This is a genomic window from Streptomyces sp. NBC_01261 (genome assembly GCF_036226385.1).
Lineage (GTDB): Bacteria > Actinomycetota > Actinomycetes > Streptomycetales > Streptomycetaceae > Streptomyces.
In genome coordinates, this window is record NZ_CP108463.1 from 4381760 (window position 1) to 4401773 (window position 20014).

The 20014-nt window shown below is 68.3% G+C and carries 14 protein-coding genes; 5 read left to right on the top strand and 9 right to left on the bottom strand.

Going from position 1 to position 20014, the window contains the following annotated elements; translation table 11 throughout:
• The first annotated feature begins 6 nt into the window (after positions 1 to 6).
• On the top strand, positions 7 to 1053 hold the full coding sequence (locus tag OG226_RS18905; protein ID WP_328679337.1) for an ABC transporter ATP-binding protein: 1047 nt from the start codon (positions 7 to 9) through the stop codon (positions 1051 to 1053).
• A gap of 2667 nt (positions 1054 to 3720) precedes the next feature.
• On the opposite strand, the gene OG226_RS18910 is transcribed toward OG226_RS18905, so the two are convergent.
• The 8 genes from OG226_RS18910 to OG226_RS18945 form a co-directional block, all read right to left on the bottom strand.
• A complete protein-coding gene (locus tag OG226_RS18910) occupies positions 3721 to 4842 on the bottom strand; it encodes an ABC transporter ATP-binding protein (protein WP_328679342.1) in 1122 nt (373 codons plus the stop codon).
• 11 nt (positions 4843 to 4853) lie between these two features.
• Complete coding sequence (locus OG226_RS18915; RefSeq protein ID WP_329349532.1) at positions 4854 to 5915, bottom strand: ABC transporter ATP-binding protein; 1062 nt, start codon at positions 5913 to 5915, stop codon at positions 4854 to 4856.
• Positions 5916 to 5923: 8 nt separating this feature from the next.
• Positions 5924 to 6904, bottom strand: a complete 981-nt coding sequence (locus OG226_RS18920; RefSeq protein ID WP_328679346.1) for an ABC transporter permease — start codon at positions 6902 to 6904, stop codon at positions 5924 to 5926.
• Between the two features lie 94 nt (positions 6905 to 6998).
• Positions 6999 to 8807, bottom strand: coding sequence for an ABC transporter substrate-binding protein (locus OG226_RS18925; RefSeq protein WP_328679348.1), 1809 nt, complete (start codon positions 8805 to 8807; stop codon positions 6999 to 7001).
• Positions 8808 to 8932: 125 nt separating this feature from the next.
• Positions 8933 to 9967, bottom strand: coding sequence for an ABC transporter permease (locus tag OG226_RS18930; protein WP_328679350.1), 1035 nt, complete (start codon positions 9965 to 9967; stop codon positions 8933 to 8935).
• A 685-nt stretch (positions 9968 to 10652) separates the two neighbouring features.
• The gene (gene typA / locus OG226_RS18935; RefSeq protein WP_328679351.1) at positions 10653 to 12560 is read right to left on the bottom strand and encodes a translational GTPase TypA; all 1908 of its coding nucleotides are present in this window, start codon (positions 12558 to 12560) and stop codon (positions 10653 to 10655) included.
• Between the two features lie 153 nt (positions 12561 to 12713).
• On the bottom strand, positions 12714 to 13298 hold the full coding sequence (locus OG226_RS18940) for a hypothetical protein (RefSeq protein WP_329349533.1): 585 nt from the start codon (positions 13296 to 13298) through the stop codon (positions 12714 to 12716).
• A gap of 106 nt (positions 13299 to 13404) precedes the next feature.
• Positions 13405 to 15585 (bottom strand): ABC transporter family substrate-binding protein, encoded by a 2181-nt coding sequence (locus OG226_RS18945; protein WP_329349534.1) that lies wholly within the window; start codon positions 15583 to 15585, stop codon positions 13405 to 13407.
• A gap of 292 nt (positions 15586 to 15877) precedes the next feature.
• Between OG226_RS18945 and OG226_RS18950 the strand changes: the two genes are divergently transcribed.
• From OG226_RS18950 to OG226_RS18965, 4 genes are read left to right on the top strand one after another with little or no spacing between them, the layout of a single operon-like run.
• Entirely contained in the window at positions 15878 to 16168 is a 291-nt protein-coding gene (locus tag OG226_RS18950; RefSeq protein WP_019058435.1) for a hypothetical protein, read from the top strand.
• 18 nt (positions 16169 to 16186) lie between these two features.
• Positions 16187 to 17008 (top strand): hypothetical protein, encoded by an 822-nt coding sequence (locus OG226_RS18955; RefSeq protein WP_266861771.1) that lies wholly within the window; start codon positions 16187 to 16189, stop codon positions 17006 to 17008.
• 18 nt (positions 17009 to 17026) lie between these two features.
• Positions 17027 to 18970: a fumarate reductase/succinate dehydrogenase flavoprotein subunit gene (locus OG226_RS18960; RefSeq protein WP_328679358.1), complete on the top strand. Its 1944-nt coding sequence runs from the start codon at positions 17027 to 17029 to the stop codon at positions 18968 to 18970.
• On the top strand, positions 18967 to 19737 hold the full coding sequence (locus OG226_RS18965) for a succinate dehydrogenase/fumarate reductase iron-sulfur subunit (protein ID WP_328679360.1): 771 nt from the start codon (positions 18967 to 18969) through the stop codon (positions 19735 to 19737). Before OG226_RS18960 ends, OG226_RS18965 begins: the two co-directional genes overlap by 4 nt.
• Here OG226_RS18965 and OG226_RS18970 read toward each other — a convergent pair.
• Positions 19718 to 20002 carry a hypothetical protein gene (locus OG226_RS18970; protein WP_329349535.1) on the bottom strand — a complete coding sequence of 95 codons (285 nt, stop codon included), beginning with the start codon at positions 20000 to 20002 and terminating at the stop codon, positions 19718 to 19720. The genes OG226_RS18965 and OG226_RS18970 overlap by 20 nt on opposite strands.
• Positions 20003 to 20014: the final 12 nt, after the last annotated feature.

A 20014-nucleotide genomic window follows, 5' to 3' on the forward strand; every position in this document is an offset into this window, starting at 1 on the left:
CCCATCATGAGCAACGCGAACCCCCTCCTGGACGTCAGCGGGCTGACCAAACACTTCCCGATCAAGGGCGGCTTCCCGATCCGGCGAACGGTCGGTGCCGTGCAGGCGGTCGACGGGCTGGACTTCCAGGTCGGCGAGGGCGAGAGCCTGGGCCTGGTCGGCGAGTCGGGCTGCGGCAAGTCGACGACGGGCCGCCTGATCACCCGCCTGCTGGAGCCGACCGGCGGCAAGGTCTCCTACCGCGGCCAGGACATCACCCACGCGGGCCGCAAGCAGCTGGCGCCCATCCGGTCCGAGATCCAGATGATCTTCCAGGACCCGTACGCCTCGCTGAACCCGCGGCAGACGGTCGGCAAGATCGTGGCCGGCCCGATGGAGATCAACAACATCAACCCGGCCGGCGGCCGCGAGGCCCGCGTCCGTGAGCTGCTGGAGATCGTCGGTCTCAACCCCGAGCACTACAACCGCTTCCCGCACGAGTTCTCCGGCGGCCAGCGCCAACGCATCGGTGTCGCCCGCGCGTTGGCCCTCGAACCGAAGCTGATCGTCGCGGACGAACCGGTGTCGGCCCTGGACGTCTCCATCCAGGCGCAGGTCGTGAACCTGCTCCAGAAGGTCCAGAGGGAACTCGGCATCGCGTTCGTGTTCATCGCCCACGACCTGGCGATCGTCCGGCACTTCTCACAGCGAGTCGCGGTCATGTACCTCGGCAAGATCGTGGAGATCGCCGACCGCGACGACCTGTACGGCAACCCACGCCACCCCTATACGCGGGCCCTGTTGTCCGCCGTGCCCGAGGCCACGGTGGACGAGACGCCCGCCCGGGAGCGAATCCGGCTGGTCGGTGACGTGCCGTCACCGATCAACCCGCCCACGGGCTGCCGTTTCCGTACCCGTTGCTGGAAGGCGACGGAGAAGTGCGCGACGGAGGCTCCGCCGCTGGTACAGGTCGAGGGCAACAAGCCCGGCCACCTGACCGCGTGCCACTACCCCGAGATGGCGGACACCGTTCCGGCACCCCGTCTCTCCAAGGACCCCGAGGCGGCGGCCTGACACACCCCTTTAGTCAGCCGCCCCCTTCAGGAACGGACTTTCACCGGCCCATTGACCCGAGCCCATGAACGTCCGATCCAGGGGACGAAGGCCCGCGCCCACCCAGGCGCGGGCCTTCGCCATGAGCGGCGGGCGGGCGGGTAGTTGTTCGCCGAGCCGTACGACACCCTCAAACCCGTGGGGTCCCGGCAAGAGGTGCATCGGGGGGCGGCTGATGGAGCTCGATCCTGCCGACGTGATGCTTGCGCAGGCGCGAGGTCATGAACCCGGCGTCGAATGGGTCCTGGAAGATCTACGAGCGCGGAAGTGGCACGGCGAGTTCGAACTCACCGTCATGACCTGGCACGCCTTCCAAGTGCTGCTCGGCGAGGAGGAGTTGTGCCTCGTCCTACGTGCCGGGAGATGTGGACGCCGGATCGGATGCGGGAGATCTCCGACGGGCGTGGTGGGGTCGTACGCATGGGGCACGAGATCGAGTCAGTGTCACCTGCCGACGACCGGGTCACGTTCACCGAGACCGAGACCGAGCCTTTGACGGTGCCCTGTGGGAACGGCCGCGGGTCGACCGGACCACCCTGCGATTCCTCGGCGAGGCGGGGTTCGTTGTTGTGGAGCGGTACGGCGACTGGGGACGAGGGGTGCTGACCCCTACCAGCCCTGAAATCATCACCGTCGCTGAATCTGCGGGGCATCAAGTCAGCTACAACCAGGGCGCTTTCCAGTGGACGTTGGGCCACTCGCTTCTTGGTCAGTGTCGTGCTTCCGTGTCCCGAGTAAAGGGCGCTCCCTGCGGTCGCGTCGGCTGCGCCGATTCCGCTGCGCTCCACCCTTGACTAGGGCCGCTCCAGCCCGTTCCAGAAGCGAGCGAGCGGCCCGGAAGGACGGGTGGCCAAGCTGGGCGGGCCCCTGTCTGTACTGCGTTCCGGGCCGGTGCGAAGGGGCGCGCTCGCGTCTCGCCTGCACGCCGGGTCGGCTCAGCGGCTATCGCCCGGTGGGGGGGCGTGGGTGGTGACCGCCGCCTTGGGCAGTTCCGGGCCGGGGTGAGGGGACGCGTCCGCGTCTTGTCAGCAGGCCGCCTCGGCTCGGCGGCTGCCCGTCGGTGGGGTGGGAGGTGCGGTGGGGATTCCCGCCTCGGGCTGATCCGGGCCGGTGCGAGGGGGCGCGCTCGCGTCTCGCCGGCACGCCGGGCTGGTTTGGCGGCTATCGGCCGGTGGGGGGGGGAGGTGCGGTGGGGACTGCCGCCTCGGGCTGATCCGGGCCGGTGCGCGGGGGCGCGCTCGCGTCTCGCCAGCACGCCAGGCCAGCTCAGCGGCTATCGGCCGGTGGAGTGGGAGGTGCGGTGGCGACTGCCGCCTTGAGCTGATCCGGGACGGTGCGAGGGGGCGCGTTCGTGTCTCGCCAGCGCGCTGGGAGGGCTCGGCGTCTGCCCGCCGGTGGGGGGAGGCGCGGTGGGACTGCCCGCTCGTGGTTGGATCCGGGCCGGTGGGACGGGGCGCGTTCGCGTCTCGCCTGCACGCCGGGCCGGGTCAGCGGCCAACGGCCGGTGGAGTGGAGAGAACACGGGAGCACGGGGCATGGGGGCGCGTCCTGTCGTCTCGCCCGCACGCCGTGCCTCGGCTCAGCGGCCGACCCTGGGTGGGTGGGTGGTTGCTGGAAGCCGGGGGTAAATCTAACCACCGTCCTGACCTTTGGCCGGTTAGGAAAGACTCCGGCCTCCCGAGGAAGCGGGACCGGAGGCCGGGGTCGGGAGGGGGGAGGTGGGTCCGGGAAGTGTGACACTTCCGCTTCGAGTGTCACATTGCTGCGGACCGGGTACCCCAGGGCCCGGGGAAGGCAGACCAGTCGACGGGGATTCACCGCCCAGACCACCCCCCCTCCTCCCCCCAGGACATCGCCCGGGCCGCCGCCCGGAACCAGTCCGGAGTCCGGAGCCTTCCGCCATGCCTACGGCCCGGAACCGCCCATCAGCCACAGCCTGTCGACCAGGACCCGATGCCCGTGACGTTGGTCCCCGCGTGCCGCACCGGCCGGTGGCCGCTGAGCGGACCCCGCGTGCGGGCGCGACGCCGACGCGCCACCTCGCCCCCGACCCCACCCTCGCTGGAAACCGGGGTCTTCTCTAACCGGTAACGGCACACCACACCGGTTAGTTTTACCCACAGCCTCCACCGCCCCCCACCGGCCGTTGGCCGTTGGCCGGTGGCCGGTGAGCCGAACCGGCGTGCAGGCCAGACGCCAGCGCGCCGACCTCGACCCGGCCCACTCTTCTCTGGAAGCCGGGGTCATTTCTCACCAGTAAAAGCCTGCGACGGTGGTTAGATTTACCCCCGGCTTCCCGCAACCACCCACCCACCGACCCGCCGACCTGCCGGGGGTTGGCCGCTGAGCCCGCCCGGCGTGCTGGCGAGACGGCAGCGCGCCCCCACACCCCGGCCCGGAACGCAGTACAGGTGGGGGGATGCGTACCCGGGCCACCCATCCCTCGGGGCCGCCCGCTCGCTTCTCACCACGGGATTGCGGGAGACGAGTCAAGGGTGGAGCGCAGCGAAATCGGCACAGCCGACGCGACCGCAGGGAGCGCCCTTTACTCGGCTCCCGCAATCCCGACACTGACCAAGAAGCGGGCGGCCCAACGGACACATTAGAAATTCAGGCCGGAGCAACTTCCTAGTCCTCCAGCGACTCCTCCAGCGCGGCCAACGCCGGGTCCAGCACGATGTCCTCGCCCCGGTTCTCGATCGTCGGTTCTTCCGGGAAGTGGCAGGCCGTCAGGTGGGCGGGGCGGTTGCCCTCGATCTGGATGAGGGGGGGTTCCTCGGTCGCGCACTTGTCCTGGGCCTTCCAGCAACGGGTGCGGAAGCGGCAGCCCGAGGGCGGTGAGATCGGGGAGGGTACGTCGCCCGCGAGGCGGATGCGTTCGCGGCCGGCTGTTTCGTTGTCGCCGAGGTTCACCTCGGGCACCGCGGAGAGCAGGGCGTGGGTGTACGGGTGCCGGGGGCGGGTGTAGATGGAGTCGCGGTCGCCCACCTCGATGATCTTGCCGAGGTACATGACCGCCACGCGGTGCGAGAAGTGTCGTACGACTGCGAGGTCGTGGGCGATGAAGAGGAACGCGATGCCGAGTTCCTTCTGGACCTCCTGGAGGAGGTTCACGACCTGTGCCTGGATGGAGACGTCCAGGGCCGATACCGGTTCGTCCGCGATGATCAGCTTCGGTTCGAGGGCCAACGCCCTTGCCACGCCGATGCGTTGGCGCTGGCCGCCGGAGAACTCGTGCGGGAAACGGTTGTAGTGCTCGGGGTTGAGGCCGACGATCTCCAGGAGTTCGCGGACCCGTTTCTCGCGGCCGCCCTCCGGCTGGATGCCGTTGATCTCCATCGGGCCCGAGATGATCTTGCCGACCGTCTGTCGCGGGTTCAGCGACGAGTACGGGTCCTGGAAGATCATCTGGATCTCGGAGCGGATCGGGGCCAGTTGTCTGCGGGAGGCGTGGGTGATGTCCTGGCCGCGATAGGTGATGCTGCCCGCGCTCGGCTCCAGCAGGCGCGTGATCAGGCGGCCCGTCGTCGACTTGCCGCAGCCCGACTCCCCCACCAGGCCGAAGCTCTCCCCCACGTGCACGGTCAGGTCGATGCCGTCGACGGCCTGGACGGCGCCGACCGTACGACGGATCGGGAAGCCGCCCTTCACCGGGAAGTGCTTGGTCAGGCCCTCCACCACCAGCAACGGGTCGCCGGAGGCTTCCGGTACCGCGTCGCGCGGGGCGGGCAGGACGAGGTCCTCTGTCATGACGTCTCCTCCTAGCCCAGTCGGGGCTTGATCTCTTCGATGAAGATGCTGCGCTTCTGGTCCGCCGTGAGGTGGCATGCGGAGGCGCGGTCGGGGGCGAGCAGCGGGCGTTCGGTGACACAGCGGGTGCCGCCGACCCGGTCCTGGAAGGTGCACCGCGGGTGGAAGCGGCAGCCCGAGGGCGGGTTCAGGAGGGAGGGCGGGGCGCCGGGGATCGGGTCCAGAGGCGCGCTCAGGTCCGAGTCCAGGCGGGGCATGGAGTTCAACAGGCCCCAGGTGTAGGGGTGTTGGGGTGAGCGGAGGACCTCGTTCGTCGAGCCGCGTTCCACCGCGTTGCCCGCGTACATCACCATGATGTCGTCGGCCATGTCGGCGATCACGCCGAGGTCGTGCGTGATGAACACGATCCCGGAGCCGAACTCCTGCTGGAGGTCCTTCAGGAGGTCGAGGATCTGGGCCTGGACCGTGACGTCGAGGGCCGTCGTCGGCTCGTCGGCGATCAGCAGGTCCGGGTCGCAGACCAGCGCCATGGCGATCATCGCGCGCTGGCGCATACCGCCGGAGAACTGGTGCGGGTAGTCCTTCGCCCGTTCCTTCGGGTTGGGGATGCCGACCTTGCCGAGCATCTCCACCGCGCGCGCCCAGGCGACCTTCTTCGAGGCGCCCAGGTGCTTCATGTACGGCTCGGCGATCTGGCGGCCCACCGTGTAGTACGGGGAGAGCGCGGTCAGCGGGTCCTGGAAGATCATGGCGACCTTGTTGCCGCGCAGCTTCTCCATCTCGGGCTCGCGGGCCGTGGTCAACTCCTGGCCGTCCAGCAGGATTTCGCCCTCGACGGTGGTGAACATCGGGTTGTGCAGGCCGAGGATCGTCAGGTTGGTGACCGACTTGCCGGAGCCCGACTCCCCCACGATGCCCAGCGTCTTGCCGCGTTCGACGTCGAAGGAGAGACCGTCGACGGCGCGGACGATGCCGTCCTCGGTCTTGAAGCTGACGTGCAGGTCCCGCACCGAGAGAAAGGCACCCGCATCGGCCGGCGAGGGAGCTCCGGCTTCCTTGGTCAATGTGGTCACGAGTGCTCCTAGGCCAGCCGCACGCGCGGGTCGATGAAGGCGTAGCAGGCGTCGACGATGATGTTGAAGAGAAGGATCATGGTGGCGGAGAACAGCATCACGCCCAGCAGCAGCGGCAGGTCGCTGTAGAACACGGCCTGGACCGCGAGGTTGCCTAGGCCCGGCAGGCTGAAGGTGTACTCGGTGATGATGGCGCCGCCGAGCAGTGCGCCCAGGTCGATGCCGAAGATGGTGACGATGGGGATCAGCGAACCGCGCCAGGCGTAGCGGAAGAAGACGTATCTGCGGGACATGCCCTTCGCCTTGGCCGTACGGACGTGTTCCTCCTGGAGCTGTTCGATCATCGCCGAGCGCGCCATACGGGTGTACTGCGCGGCGAAGATCGTGGACAGCACGACCCACGGGATGATCAGCCCCGCGAACCAGCTGATCGGGTTCGCGGTGAAGTCGTTGTACGCCGGCTTGTCGAAGATGTGGGTCTGGTAGACGAGCAGCGCCAGGGCCAGCGGTCCCAGGAAGTAGATCTGCATCGAACTCAGCACCATCGCCCCGGCCGTGGCCGTCTTGTCGATGATCGTGCCGCGCTTCCAGGCGGCGAGCAGGCCGGTGCCGAGACCGATGAGCAGGAAGAAGAAGGCACCGCCGAGGGTGAGCGAGACCGTGGTGGGCAGCCGGTCGATCAGGGTGGCCCAGACGAGGTCGTTGGTGTGGTACGAGTACCCGAAGCACGGGGCGGGGCAGGGCCCTTGGGCGAAACCGCTGCTGCCCATGACGAGGTTCTTCAGGAAGATCCCGTACTGCGTGCTGATCGGCTTGTCGAGGCCGAGCACGTGGTGGATGTTCGCGAGGCTGGTCGGGTTGCACGTCTTGCCGCACATCAGCAGGCCCGGGTCGCGTGGCATCCCGAAGAACAGCAGGAACGTGACGATGCTCAGCAGGAAGAGGATGACAACGGCGCCGAGGAACCGGCGGAAGAGGAAGCGCAGCATGACAGGGGCAGCTCTCTGACGTCGGCGGGCCGTCCGGCACCCGGTGCGTCGCCCCGGAGAGGGACGGACGCAACGGGTGCCGGACGGACGGCGGTTACTTGACGAACAGGCGTCGAGGGTCGACGCCGCCGATGACGTCGTCGTAGACGAGGCCGCCGACCTTGGAGCCGGCGATCTGGGTCTGCTTGTAGTACGCGGTCGGGACGACGTTGACGATGTCCTTCACCAGGTACTGGTCGATCTTCTCCCAGGCCGCCGCGGCCTTGACCGGGTCGGTGATCTTGTTCGCCGCGTCGATGTCGGCGTTCACCTTGGGGTCGTTGACCTGCGAGTAGTTCTGCGCACCGTCGGCGATGCCGCGTCCGTCGTAGAGCGGCGGGATGACGGTCGAGGCGGACGGCCAGTCGGCGCCCCACGCGGTGTGGAAGATGTCGTAGTTGTTGTCCAGCTTGGAGACCTGGTCGTAGTAGGTCTCGGCCGGGATCTCCTGGCGCTGGACGTTGAAGCCGGCCTTCTTCAGGCCCGCCGCCATGGCGGTGGAGTACTGCTGGCCCTCGGGGGTGTTGGTGTAGCCGAAGGTCAGCTTCATGTTGAGCTTGCCGGCCTTCTTCAGCAGCTCCTTGGCCTTGACCGGGTCACCGGCGGGCTTCTTCTTCTTGCCGAAGGGGTCGAACGCGGCGTCGTAGCCGGAGACGGTCGGGCTGATCAGACCGCCGGCGACCTCCATCGCGTCGGTGCCGCCGAAGGCGCGGACGAACGGGGTGATGGGCAGCGCGTAGGCGATGGCCTCACGGACCGTCTTGTCCTTCATGGCCGGGTGGCTCATGTTGATGTTCATCTGCCCCACGTACGGCTGGTAGCCGGAGATGGTGCGGGCCTTCAGCTTCGGGTCCTTGAGCACGCTGGACAGGTTGCCCGCGTCGACCTGGTTGTTGAAGCTGATGCCGGTCTGGTCGGCGCCGCTGTCGGCGAGGAGCGCCTTCGTCGACGTCTCGAACTGCTGGTTGAACGTGAAGTTGAACTGGTTCACGTACTGGTGGCGGATCGGGTCCGTCTTCGGGTCCCAGTTGGTGTTCTTCACGAGCACCATCGACTTGCCGGACTTGAACGACTGGATCTTGTACGGGCCGCTCGTCACCGGCGACTTGTCGTACTTGGCCTGGGTGTCACCCTTGGCGGAGACGACGGCGTAGCCCGCCATGGCCAGGGCGTACGGCAGGTCGGCGTGCGGGGTCTTAAAGTGGAAGACGATGGTCTTGGCGTCCGGGGTCTCCAGGACACTGCTCGGCAGGTGCTTGCCCTTGTACGGGCCGTCCGGCAGCAGCTTGCGGTAGTCGGCACCGGAGGTGTCGGCCAGCCACTGCTGGAGGTAGGACGGGCCCTGGTTGATGAAGGGCGCGAAGAGCCGCTCGAAGGTCTGGCGGAAGTCCGCGGACGTGATCGGCGTCCCGTCGGCGAACTTGATGCCGTCCTTGAGGGTGTACTTCCAGGTCTTGCCGCCGTCCGTGGTGGTACCGGAGTCGGTGGCGAGGTCGCCGACGACCTCGTGTCCCTTGCCGTCGCTGGTGGTCGTCTTGTAGCCGGTGAGACCTCGGTGGATCAGGGTCGCGAGCGAGCCCTCGTCCGAGACGTAGATCTGAGCCGGGTCGAGGTGGGCGTAGCTGTCACGCTGGAGCACCTCTATCGAACCGCCCGGCTTGGCGCCCGGTACGGCCGCGGCCGGTCCGGTGGAGTCCGCGGTGTCGCCGAACTTGATCGACTTCTGCTGTCTGGACGCGTTCTCCTTGTCCTGCTTGTTGTTGTCGCTCGCGTCGCTGCCGCCCTTGCTGCAACCGGTGAGCACAAGAGCCCCGGCCGCGAGCACGGAGAGCGCGGCGTATACGTGGCGTCCGCCCCTACTCATCACTCAGTTTCCACCCATCTGTGTGTCACCAGTGCACAAAGGAATTCCCGTGCTGGATCGCCGTGCTGGATTGCTGTGCTGTGTTGCCGTGCGGTGTCCGGGCGCGGAGGCCCACCAACGGACGGTCAGCGTGCCGTCTTGGGATCGAAGGCGTCCCTGACCGAGTCCCCGAGCAGGTTGAAGGCCACGATGAAGATGATCATCGAGACACCCGGGAAGAACATGTAGGTGATGTCGTTCGACATCACGAGTTCGGTGGACGCCTTGGAGAACATCTGTCCCCAGTCCGGCGTCGGTTCGACGATGCCCACACCCAGGTAGGACAGTCCGGCCTCGGCGGTCACGAAGCCGGGAAGCATGTACGTGGACTGCACGAGGATCGGCGTGACCACGTTCGGCAGGATCTCCCGGCTGATGATCCGCCAGGGCGAGGCCCCGCTGACCCGGGCCGCCTCGATGAACTCCCGTTCGCGCAGCGCCAGACTGGTGCCGCGCAGGATGCGGGCGAGGCTCATCCAGCCCAGGAACCACTGCACCGCGATCAGCGCCACGACCCGGACGTACGTCGGTGTCTCGTCGGTCGGGCTCACGAAGAGCGACACGACGACGGGCATGCTGGCGATGAAGAACAGCTGGGCGGGGAAGGCCAGCAGGAAGTCGATGACCCGGCTGATGAAGTAGTCGGACTTGCCGCCGAGGTAGCCGGCCGCGACGCCGAGCAGGATGCCGGTGAGGACGGTCGCGACCGTCACGCAGACGGAGATCATCAGCGAGGTGCGGATGCCGTAGAGGAGCTTGGTGAACACGTCGTAGCCGTTGCCCGGTTCGAGGCCGAACCAGAACTGGCTGCTGATCCCGCCGTTGGGCTGCAGCGGGACGCCCGCGCTGTCGAAGAGGTCGGGGCGTTCGTCCGCGTACACGGTGTACGGGTCCTTGCCGTACAGCTTGGAGATCAGTGGTGCGAGGAGCCCGACGAGGAAGAAGAAGGCCACGACGTAGGCCGAGACGACGCCGGTGCGGTCGCGCTTGAAGCGGATCCACATCAGCTGGCCGGGCGACCGGCCCTCCATCTTCTTGGCCTCGGGTTCCGCCTGCGGCCCTGGTTCGCCGTCGACGACGACCGAGGTTCCGCCGCCCTCAATGTCGATAGGACTTGTCACTGTTCGCCCATTTCACAGGTGTGGGTGTGCCGAGCGGGCGACCGGCGCAGGGTGTGCGCGATCACCGTTCGGAGCTAGGAAAGAGGTCCGGTGCGTCCCGGTGCGGCGGGAGATCCCGCAGCCGGACGCGCGTAGTTGGACGGCGGCACTAGACCGCCGGCCGACTCCTCAGAGCCAATCTCCGTATGGGCGGGCGAAGTTGCTACCGACGGACGGCGTGTCCCACCTGGCGTTCGTGACACCACGCATGGGGCTCCTCCTCATGACTCCACGTATTCACCAACAGGAGGGGGTTCACGTCTTTCCTCCGTCACCCCTGACGGAGGGTCAGACACCCCCTGGTGCTCGCGAGTCGGCGCCGTCCCCACGGCGCGATGACCCATTGACCCGAGCGCTACGCGGCTAACTATCTGCCATGTGCCAGGTGCCGACCACTGTCTTTAAATCTCAATTCAGTCACAGCTCGCCCGTACATCTTCCAAAACATGGACAAACTGTTCGATGCGAGAAGGCCACGAAACGGACTTGTTACATGGCTATCGGGCGAGGATCTCCGCATTACGGACAGACCGTCTCGGGAAGCGGGGCGTAATTCGGTTGCAAAAAGCCCGGGCACCCCCAAGATGGGGGTGCCCGGGCTCAGTTGGCCGGTATCAGCGCCTCGAACGGCCTGCGATCGTATGCGTCAGCCGTGCTTGGCGCGGCTCGCGGAGCGACCGCGCTCCTTCTGGTCGAGGACGACCTTGCGGATGCGAACGGCCTCCGGGGTCACCTCGACGCACTCGTCGTCGCGGCAGAACTCCAGGGACTGCTCCAGGGAGAGCTTGCGCGGCGGGACGATCGCCTCGAACGAGTCGGCGGCGGCCGAGCGCATGTTGGTGAGCTTCTTCTCCTTGGTGATGTTCACGTCCATGTCGTCGGCGCGCGAGTTCTCGCCGACGATCATGCCCTCGTACACCTCGGTGCCGGGGTCGGTGAACAGCACACCGCGCTCCTGGAGGTTCGTCATCGCAAACGCGGTGACGGCGCCCGCGCGGTCGGCGACCAGCGAACCGTTGTTACGGGTCGTCAGCACGCCGAACCACGGCTCGTGGCCCTCGTGGATGGAGTGGGCGATGCCCGTACCGCGCGTCCCGGTCAGGAACTCGGTACGGAAGCCGATGAGACCGCGGGACGGGACGACGAACTCCAGACGGACCCAACCGGAGCCGTGGTTGGACATGTTGTCCATCCGGCCCTTGCGGACGCCCATGAGCTGCGTGACCGCGCCCATGTGCTCCTCGGGCACGTCGATCGTCATGCGCTCGACCGGCTCGTACGTCTTGCCCTCGACCTGCTGGGTGACGACCTGCGGCTTGCCGATGGTCAGCTCGAAGCCCTCGCGGCGCATCTGCTCGACCAGGATGGCCAGCGCCAGCTCACCGCGGCCCTGCACCTCCCAGGCGTCGGGACGCTCGGTGTCGAGGACGCGCAGCGAGACGTTACCGACCAGCTCGCGGTCCAGGCGGTCCTTGACCTGACGGGCGGTCACCTTGCGGTCCTTGACGGCCGCCTTCGCGGAGGCGCCCTTGCCGGTGCCGCCGCGGCCGACCAGCGGCGAGGTGTTCGTACCGATGGTCATGGAGATCGCCGGCTCGTCGACCGTGATGAGCGGCAGCGCGATCGGGTTCTCGGGGTCGGCGAGGGTCTCGCCGATCATGATGTCCGGGATACCGGCCACGGCGCAGATGTCACCGGGGCCCGCCATCTCGGCCGGCTTGCGGGTGAGCGCCTCGGTCATCAGCAGTTCGGTGATGCGCACGTTGGACATCGTGCCGTCACGCTTGATCCACGTGACGGTCTGGCCCTTGCGCAGCTCGCCCTGCTCGACGCGGAGCAGCGCGATACGGCCGAGGAAGTTGTCCGCGTCCAGGTTGGTGACGTGCGCCTGGAGGGGGGCGGCCTCGTCGAACTCGGGGGCCGGGACGTGCGACAGGATCGTGGTGAAGAACGGCTCCAGGCTGTCGCTGTCCTGCGGGACCGTGCCGTTCTCGGGCTTGGTCAGCGAGGCCACGCCGTCACGCGCGCAGGCGTAGACGATCGGGAACTCGATCTGCTCCTCGTCCGCCTCCAGGTCCAGGAACAGGTCGTACGTCTCGTTGACGACCTCGTCGATCCGGGAGTCGGGGCGGTCCGTCTTGTTGATGCACAGGATGACGGGCAGGCGCTGCTGGAGCGCCTTGCGCAGCACGAAGCGGGTCTGGGGCAGCGGGCCCTCGGACGCGTCGACGAGCAGCACCACCGCGTCCACCATCGACAGACCGCGCTCGACCTCGCCACCGAAGTCGGCGTGGCCCGGGGTGTCGATGATGTTGATGGTGATGACGTCGCCGCCATCCTTCGGGTGGTACTTCACGGCCGTGTTCTTGGCCAGGATCGTGATGCCCTTCTCACGCTCCAGATCGTTCGAGTCCATCATTCGGTCGTCGAGCGATTCGGCGGCGTGCGCGGCGAAGGCACCGGCCTGCTTCAGCATGGCGTCGACGAGGGTCGTCTTCCCGTGGTCGACGTGGGCGACGATGGCGACGTTGCGGATGTCGTGGCGCGTGGCCATATTGCGGCGAACTCCCGGAGAGTGAGGAAGGCCTGCGCGTACGTCTGTGTTACGCGGACCCTGCCGGGCTGGACACGCCACGGCCTTACCCCATCGTACGTGGCGTACGGGGAAGGAGCCTCCGCAGGGCCTTACGGGCGACGCCGGAAGCGGTCAGGCGCCGGTCACGGCAGGGGATTCGGCGGGGCACAGTTTCACGGCCGCGACCTTGGCCGGGGCGCCCTCGGAGGGCTCGGAGCAGGGCAGGAACGCGCCGGCGTAGGTGTCCCAGGTGTGCACATGGCCGTGCACCGGCTGGTTCAGTCCGCAGGTATATGTGAAGTCGGCCTCGATCAGGTCGACCGCATCCCAGGCATAGTACGGCTGCCGGGGTCCGGCGATCTCGTTGAAGAAGTCCGTCTTCTCGTGCCCGGCCGTTTCGGACGGCCCGGCGAGCGGGTTGTCCGTCTTCAGATGGGTGCCCAGCGCCTTGATCACGCGGGCGGCGCCGACGCCCTTGGGCGGGTGGGTCACGGTGGGGCGGTAGACAGTGCCGGAGACGGGTTCGATGACGCCCTGGTACCCGCCGTCGGCGTACGTGATCCGGTCGGGCAGCCCGGTGAGCCGCTCGACGTGCCGGATGCCGGACCAGGCGTACGTCCCGTGCGCGCAGATCGTGGCCGCGTCGGCGGACAGCCGGCTCTCCCCCGCCGTGACACCACAACCCGCCGACCCAACACCCAGCACCACCACGGCCACCGCCGCTCCCCAACCCCGCACAACCCACCCCCGTACGACGGCCGCCGCCCCGCAAGGAGCTGCGGGACGGCGGCCGTGCTCGTCATGTGCGGGTGATGCTAACCCCTCAGTCCCTGGTCGGACTGGCCGAGGGGTGGGCGCCCTTCTTCAGGAAGCCCATGTCCTCGTAGACCGGGGTCTGGAAGCCGAAGGAGCCGGCGTTGACGACGGTCCTGCGGGCGGCCGTGAGCTGGGGGCGCTGGTAGAGGGGGATGGAGCCGGCCGCCGCCCAGATGCGGGCGTCGGCCTTGCGGACCAGGGCGGCGGACTCGTCCTCGTCGAGGGTCGAGGCGGCCTGGTCGAAGAGCTGGTCGACCTGGTCGGTGCCGACGCGGGTGTAGTTCTGCTCGACGTTCAGGGAGCCGTCCGCGGCCGGGACCGGCTTGGCGAAGATCGGGCGGGCGTCGGTGGCGGGGAAGGCGGACGCGGGCCAGGAGTAGAGGGCGAGGTCGTACTGGCCGGACGCGATGTGGTCCTTGAAGTAGCTGTCGTCGGAGACCTTGGTGATCTCCGTGCGGATGCCGACCTTCTCCAGCATCCGGGAGATGCTCTCGGCGACCGCGCTCAGCGACTCCGAACCGGTGCCGGAGGGGAGCACGAAGCGGAGGGTGAGCGGCTTGCCGTCCTTGGCGAGCGGCCCGGTCCTCGCGCCCGCCGGGGCGGCCGTGCCCTTGGGGGCGTACGCGCCGGGTGCGCCGCCCTGCTTCACCTTGCGGCCGTCGTACTGCTTGCCGTCGGCGAGGTGCTTGGAGCCCTCGTCACCGCCGTGCCCGGAAGCCTTCTCGTGCTTCTTGGTGTGGTCCTGCGGGTCCTTGTTGTCCTCGCCGACGATGTACTGCCCGTCGGAGCCGCCCTCGGAGCCGGCCTCGTCGTCGGACTTCTTGCTCTTCCTGCCCTCGGCGCCCGCGGCCTTCTCGCCCTTGTCCTTGAGCGGTCCGCCGGGCACCCAGCCGGCGTCGGCGAGCAGCGCCTGCGCCTCCGTGGTGTCCTGGCCGCCGAGCGCGCCGCTGTTGTCGGCGTACGCGACCTGCCCGGAGAGCGCGAGGTGGCTGCCGACCGGCACGGCGGGCAGGCCGAGCGGGGTGAGGACGACCTTCGCCAGCGCCGTACGGTCGAGCGCGCGGGCCACCGCACGCCGGACGCGCTCGTCGGCGAGGGGGCCCTCGGAGCCGTTGAGGGCGAGCTGGGTGTAGGCGGGCTCGAAGGAGCGGCGGACGGTGAAGGCGCGCAGCGCGTCCTGCTGGCGCAGGTACTTCGCGAGTGCCTTGCGCTGCTTCTTGCCGAGCTTCTTCTTCTGCCGGCTCTCGTTCTTGCTCTCGTCCCTGGCCGTGGGGCTCGCGCCCTGGAGCGGGGTGCTCGTCCCCTTGGCGCGGCCCGCGAGCGCGATACGGCTCGCGTCGGCGGGGTCGATCTCGGCCAGGTCGACCGTGCCGTCGGCGAGCGCGGCGGCCCGCTTGTCGAGCGGTACGGCGGCCAGCACGATCCGGGAGAGCTTCGCGGGCCGGCCCCACCAGTGCGGGTTGCGGCCGAGGACGACCTCCTTGTCCTTGCGGTCGACCTTCTGCACCGAGAACGCCCCGGCGGTGACCTTCAGCTTGCGGCGCGCGCCGTCGTTGAAGGCGTCCGGGGTGCCCATGACGTCCTTGGGGTACAGCGGCGAGAACAGCGCCTTCCAGTCGGCGTACGGCCTGCTGAAGGTGACCTTGACCTCAAGGTTGTTGGCGCCGCGCTCGATCTTCTCGATGCGGTCGTAGCCGGCGTTGCGCGCGGTCCAGTACGCGGAGTCCTTGCCGGACAGGGCGCGCCACTGGGCGGCGAAGTCGGCGGCGCCGATCTCGCGGCCGTCGCTCCACACCGCCTGCTGGTCCAGCTTGTAGAGGACGACCTGCTTGGGCTCGGTGTCGACGACCTTCGCGGACTCCAGGTAGTCGGCGTCGCGCTGCGGCCGGCCCTGGGAGTCGAGGCGGAACATGGCGGGCAGGACGGCCTGGGCGACGCGGGTGGTGGCGTCGTCGGCGTCCGACTGGAACGTGTTGAGGGTCTCCGGTACGTCGTCCACGGCCCAGTTCAGGGTGCCGCCGTCGGCGACCAGGTCACGGCCGACGGGCGCGATGTCCTGTCCGGCCAGCGGCTTGCCCGACTCGTCGTCGGAACTGCACGCCGCGAGGGTGGGCACCGCGAGCGCGCCCGCGGTGAGGAAGACGACCGAGCGCATGACCGCGCGCAGTCTGACGCCGTCGTGGGACATCACTGCTACCTCCGGTAAGCCGCGGGCTTCTGATCACTTTTGGGCGTATATGGAGCTGATCAGATCTTTGCGGCCACTGAAGAGGAAACGGTTCGGCCATGAAGGGCGACACGGCGAGGGGCGCCGGGAAGCCCACCCGTGCGGCGCAATGTTCGAATCTGCCCCCGTACACACCAACGCACCCCGGCCAATCCGTGCACACCGCTTCCCACCGGCAGGTGTGAGGCGCAACACTCGCAGGCGCATGAACGTTGCCGTCCAGGGCCGACGCCCACGGAAGCGAGGTCACGTCATGTCCGTGCACGACGAACTGACATCAGTCCAGCGCTGTCTCGACGACCTGTTCAGGTCGGTGGGGCGGCTGGAGAACCAATTCGGCAGCGGCGGCCTGGAAATGCGCAGGGTCAAGGCCGACGCCGACCGGCTGCGCGAGAGCGTCGCACTGCTGCGCGACGCCGCACCAGGGATCGAGCGCCCCCGGCGCCCCGATCTCGTCTCCATCCCCGACACCCCCTACGACAACACCCTGTGGACGGACTCGGACGACGAAGGACTCGGCGCCCACGACCGCCACGCACCCTGAACCGACCGGAGTCCTGACTTGGCCACTGGTACGGAACCCCAACCGAAGAGCGGCGGCGTACACACCGGTACGCGCGCCGCGATCGACGCCCCGCATCTGCGGACCGACCGCTGGTGGCTGGCCCCGGCCGTCACCGCCGCCGGACTGCTGGCCTTCGTCGTCTACTCGACCTGGCGGGCCTTCGCGGACTCGAACTACTACTCGGCGCCCTATGTCTCGCCGTTCTACTCGCCCTGTCTGGCCGACCGGTGCCGGACGATGCACGCGGGCCCGAACGCGGATCTCTTCGGGAGCTGGTGGGGCATCTCCCCCGCCATCATCATCCTGATCTTCCCGCTCGGCTTCCGCCTGACCTGCTACTACTACCGCAAGGCCTACTACCGCGGCTTCTGGGCATCGCCCCCGGCCTGCGCGGTGGCCGAGCCGCACAAGAAGTACAGCGGTGAGACCCGCTTCCCGCTGATCCTGCAGAACGTCCACCGGTACTTCTTCTACGCGGCGCTCCTGGTGGCGGGCACGCTGACGTACGACACCGTGCTGACCTTCCGCGACGAGCACTACCACTGGGGCCACATGGGCCTGGGCACCCTCGTCTTCGTGGCCAACATCGTGCTGATCTGGGCGTACACCCTGTCCTGCCACTCCTGCCGGCACATCGTCGGCGGCAAGCTCAAGCACTTCTCCAAGCATCCCGTGCGCTACAAGGCGTGGAAGTTCGTCGGGAAGCTGAACAACCGTCATATGCAGCTCGCCTGGGCGTCGTTGATCAGCGTGGCGGCCGCCGACTTCTACGTGTACCTGGTCGCCTCCGGCGCTTTCAACGATCCGCGCTTCTTCTAGATTGGATGGGGCCTTCTGATGTCCGTGGTCGAGCGACAGGAGTGGGACGTCGTCGTGGTCGGTGCCGGTGGCGCCGGTCTGCGGGCCGCCATCGAGGCGCGCGAGCGCGGTGCCCGTACGGCGGTGATCTGCAAGTCGCTGTTCGGCAAGGCCCATACGGTGATGGCCGAGGGCGGCATCGCGGCGGCGATGGGCAACGTCAACTCCAACGACAGCTGGCAGGTCCACTTCCGCGACACCCTGCGCGGCGGCAAGTTCCTCAACCAGTGGCGCATGTCGGAGCTGCATGCGAAGGAAGCCCCGGACCGGGTCTGGGAGTTGGAGACCTGGGGCGCCCTCTTCGACCGTACGCAGGACGGCCGGATCTCGCAGCGCAACTTCGGCGGCCACGAGTACCCGCGCCTCGCACACGTCGGCGACCGTACGGGACTTGAGCTGATCCGCACGCTCCAGCAGAAGATCGTGTCGCTCCAGCAGGAGGACTACAAGGAGACCGGCGACTACGAGTCCCGCCTGAAGGTCTATCAGGAGTGCACGGTCACACGGGTGTTGAAGGACGGGAGCCGGGTCTCCGGGGTCTTCGGCTACGAGCGTGAGACGGGCCGTTTCATGGTCCTCGAAGCGCCCTCCGTGGTGATCGCGACCGGCGGGATCGGCAAGTCCTTCAAGGTGACGTCGAATTCGTGGGAGTACACGGGCGACGGGCACGCGCTGGCGCTGCTCGCCGGAGCGCCGCTGCTCAACATGGAGTTCGTGCAGTTCCACCCGACGGGCATGGTCTGGCCGCCGTCCGTGAAGGGCATCCTCGTCACGGAGTCGGTACGCGGCGACGGCGGGGTGCTGCGCAACTCCGAGGGCAAGCGGTTCATGTTCGACTACATCCCCGACGTCTTCAAGGAGAAGTACGCCGAGTCGGAGGCGGAGGGCGACCGCTGGTACGAGGACCCCGACAACAACCGCCGTCCCCCCGAACTCCTCCCCCGCGACGAGGTCGCCCGCGCCATCAACGCCGAGGTGAAGGCGGGCCGCGGCTCACCGCACGGCGGGGTCTTCCTGGACGTGTCGACGCGGATGCCGGCGGAGGTCATCCGGCGCCGACTCCCCTCCATGTACCACCAGTTCAAGGAACTGGCCGACGTCGACATCACCGCCGAGGCGATGGAGGTCGGGCCGACCTGTCACTACGTGATGGGCGGCGTCGCGGTCGAGTCGGACACGGCGGCGGCACGCGGGGTACCGGGGCTGTTCGCGGCCGGTGAGGTGGCCGGCGGCATGCACGGCTCCAACCGGCTCGGCGGCAACTCCCTCTCCGACCTGCTGGTGTTCGGCCGCAGGGCGGGCTGGCACGCGGCGGACCACGCGGCGGACCTGGCGGACAGCCGCCCGCTGGTGGACGACACGGAGGTCGACCTGGCGGCGGCGGAGGCGCTGCGCCCCTTCTCGGCGGAGGGTCCGGAACCCGGCCAGGAGAACGGCCGTCCGCCGGAGAACCCGTACAGCCTCCACCAGGAACTCCAGCAGACCATGAACGACCTCGTCGGCATCATCCGCCGCGAGGGCGAGATGGAACAGGCGCTGGAGAAACTGGCCGATCTTCGAGTACGGGCCCGCCGGGCGGGAGTCGAGGGCCACCGGCAGTTCAACCCCGGCTGGCATCTCGCTCTGGACCTGCGGAACATGCTGCTGGTCAGCGAGTGCGTGGCGCGGGCCGCGCTGGAGCGTACCGAGTCGCGCGGTGGACACACCCGCGAGGACCACCCGGGCATGAACCGCGACTGGCGCCGGATCAACCTCCTCTGCCAACTGACCGACCCCACCGGCGGGTTGGCGGCCACGGACCAGGTGTCCGGCCAGATCGCCCTGACCCGCGAGACCACCGATCCCATCCGCGCCGACCTGCTCGCCCTCTTCGAGAAGGAAGAGCTGGTCAAGTACCTCGCCGAAGAGGAGCTGTACGAGTGAGCAGCTACGAGGCCCGCTTCAAGGTGTGGCGGGGGGACGTCAAGGGCGGCGACCTTGAGGACTTCAAGGTCGAGGTCAACGACGGCGAGGTGATCCTGGACATCATCCACCGCATCCAGGCCACCCAGGCCTCCGACCTCGCCGTGCGCTGGAACTGCAAGGCGGGCAAGTGCGGTTCGTGTTCGGCGGAGGTCAACGGACGCCCCCGGCTGATGTGCATGACCCGCATGTCGGTGTTCACCCGCGAGGAGACGATCACGGTCACCCCGCTCCGTGCCTTCCCCGTCGTACGGGATCTGGTGACGGACGTCGGCTTCAACTACCAGAAGGCCAGGGAGATTCCGTCGTTCGTACCGCCGGAGGGGGTCGCGGCCGGCGAGTACCGGATGATGCAGGAGGATGTCGACCGCTCGCAGGAGTTCCGCAAGTGCATCGAGTGCTTCCTGTGCCAGGACACCTGCCATGTCGTCCGCGACCACGAGGAGAACAAGACCGCGTTCGCCGGTCCCCGATTCCTCATGCGGGTCGCGGAGTTGGACATGCACCCGCTGGACGCGGCCTCCGAGAGCGGCCTCGACCGCAAGAAGACCGCCCAGGACGAACACGGCCTCGGCTACTGCAACATCACCAAGTGCTGCAGCGAGGTCTGCCCCGAGGGCATCCACATCACGGACAACGCGCTGATTCCCTTGAAGGAAAGGGCAGTCGACCGCAAGTACGACCCGCTGGTGTGGCTGGGGTCGAAGATCAGGAGGCGTTCTTCGTAGGCTTCGCGGGGTCGAGGGCGGCACCTTGTACCAGGACCCCGGCGAAGACCACGACGGCACCGACCACTGCGAACGCGGCCAGCCGCGAGTCGTCCGGGCCCTGGAACGGCCCGAAGAACACGCACGCGGCAAGCCCCGCGTCGCTGACCAGGATGCCGTAGCCCCACAGCCGGGGTCGCACGATGCGGTTCCGGCGCGCGAGCGGGGTCCAGCCGCGCGTGATCGCACCGAGGCCGACACCGGCGAGGACGGCGATCAGCGCCACTGCCAGGGTCAG

Excerpts from the sequence above, each read along its gene's own strand:
- OG226_RS18905 (WP_328679337.1), top strand. The coding sequence starts at position 7 with ATGAGCAACGCGAACCCCCTCCTGGACGTCAGCGGGCTGACCAAACAC.
- OG226_RS18910 (WP_328679342.1), bottom strand. The coding sequence starts at position 4,842 with ATGACAGAGGACCTCGTCCTGCCCGCCCCGCGCGACGCGGTACCGGAA.
- OG226_RS18920 (WP_328679346.1), bottom strand. The coding sequence starts at position 6,904 with ATGCTGCGCTTCCTCTTCCGCCGGTTCCTCGGCGCCGTTGTCATCCTC.
- OG226_RS18925 (WP_328679348.1), bottom strand. The coding sequence starts at position 8,807 with ATGAGTAGGGGCGGACGCCACGTATACGCCGCGCTCTCCGTGCTCGCG.
- typA (WP_328679351.1), bottom strand. The coding sequence starts at position 12,560 with ATGGCCACGCGCCACGACATCCGCAACGTCGCCATCGTCGCCCACGTC.
- OG226_RS18945 (WP_329349534.1), bottom strand. The coding sequence starts at position 15,585 with ATGTCCCACGACGGCGTCAGACTGCGCGCGGTCATGCGCTCGGTCGTC.
- OG226_RS18950 (WP_019058435.1), top strand. The coding sequence starts at position 15,878 with ATGTCCGTGCACGACGAACTGACATCAGTCCAGCGCTGTCTCGACGAC.
- OG226_RS18960 (WP_328679358.1), top strand. The coding sequence starts at position 17,027 with ATGTCCGTGGTCGAGCGACAGGAGTGGGACGTCGTCGTGGTCGGTGCC.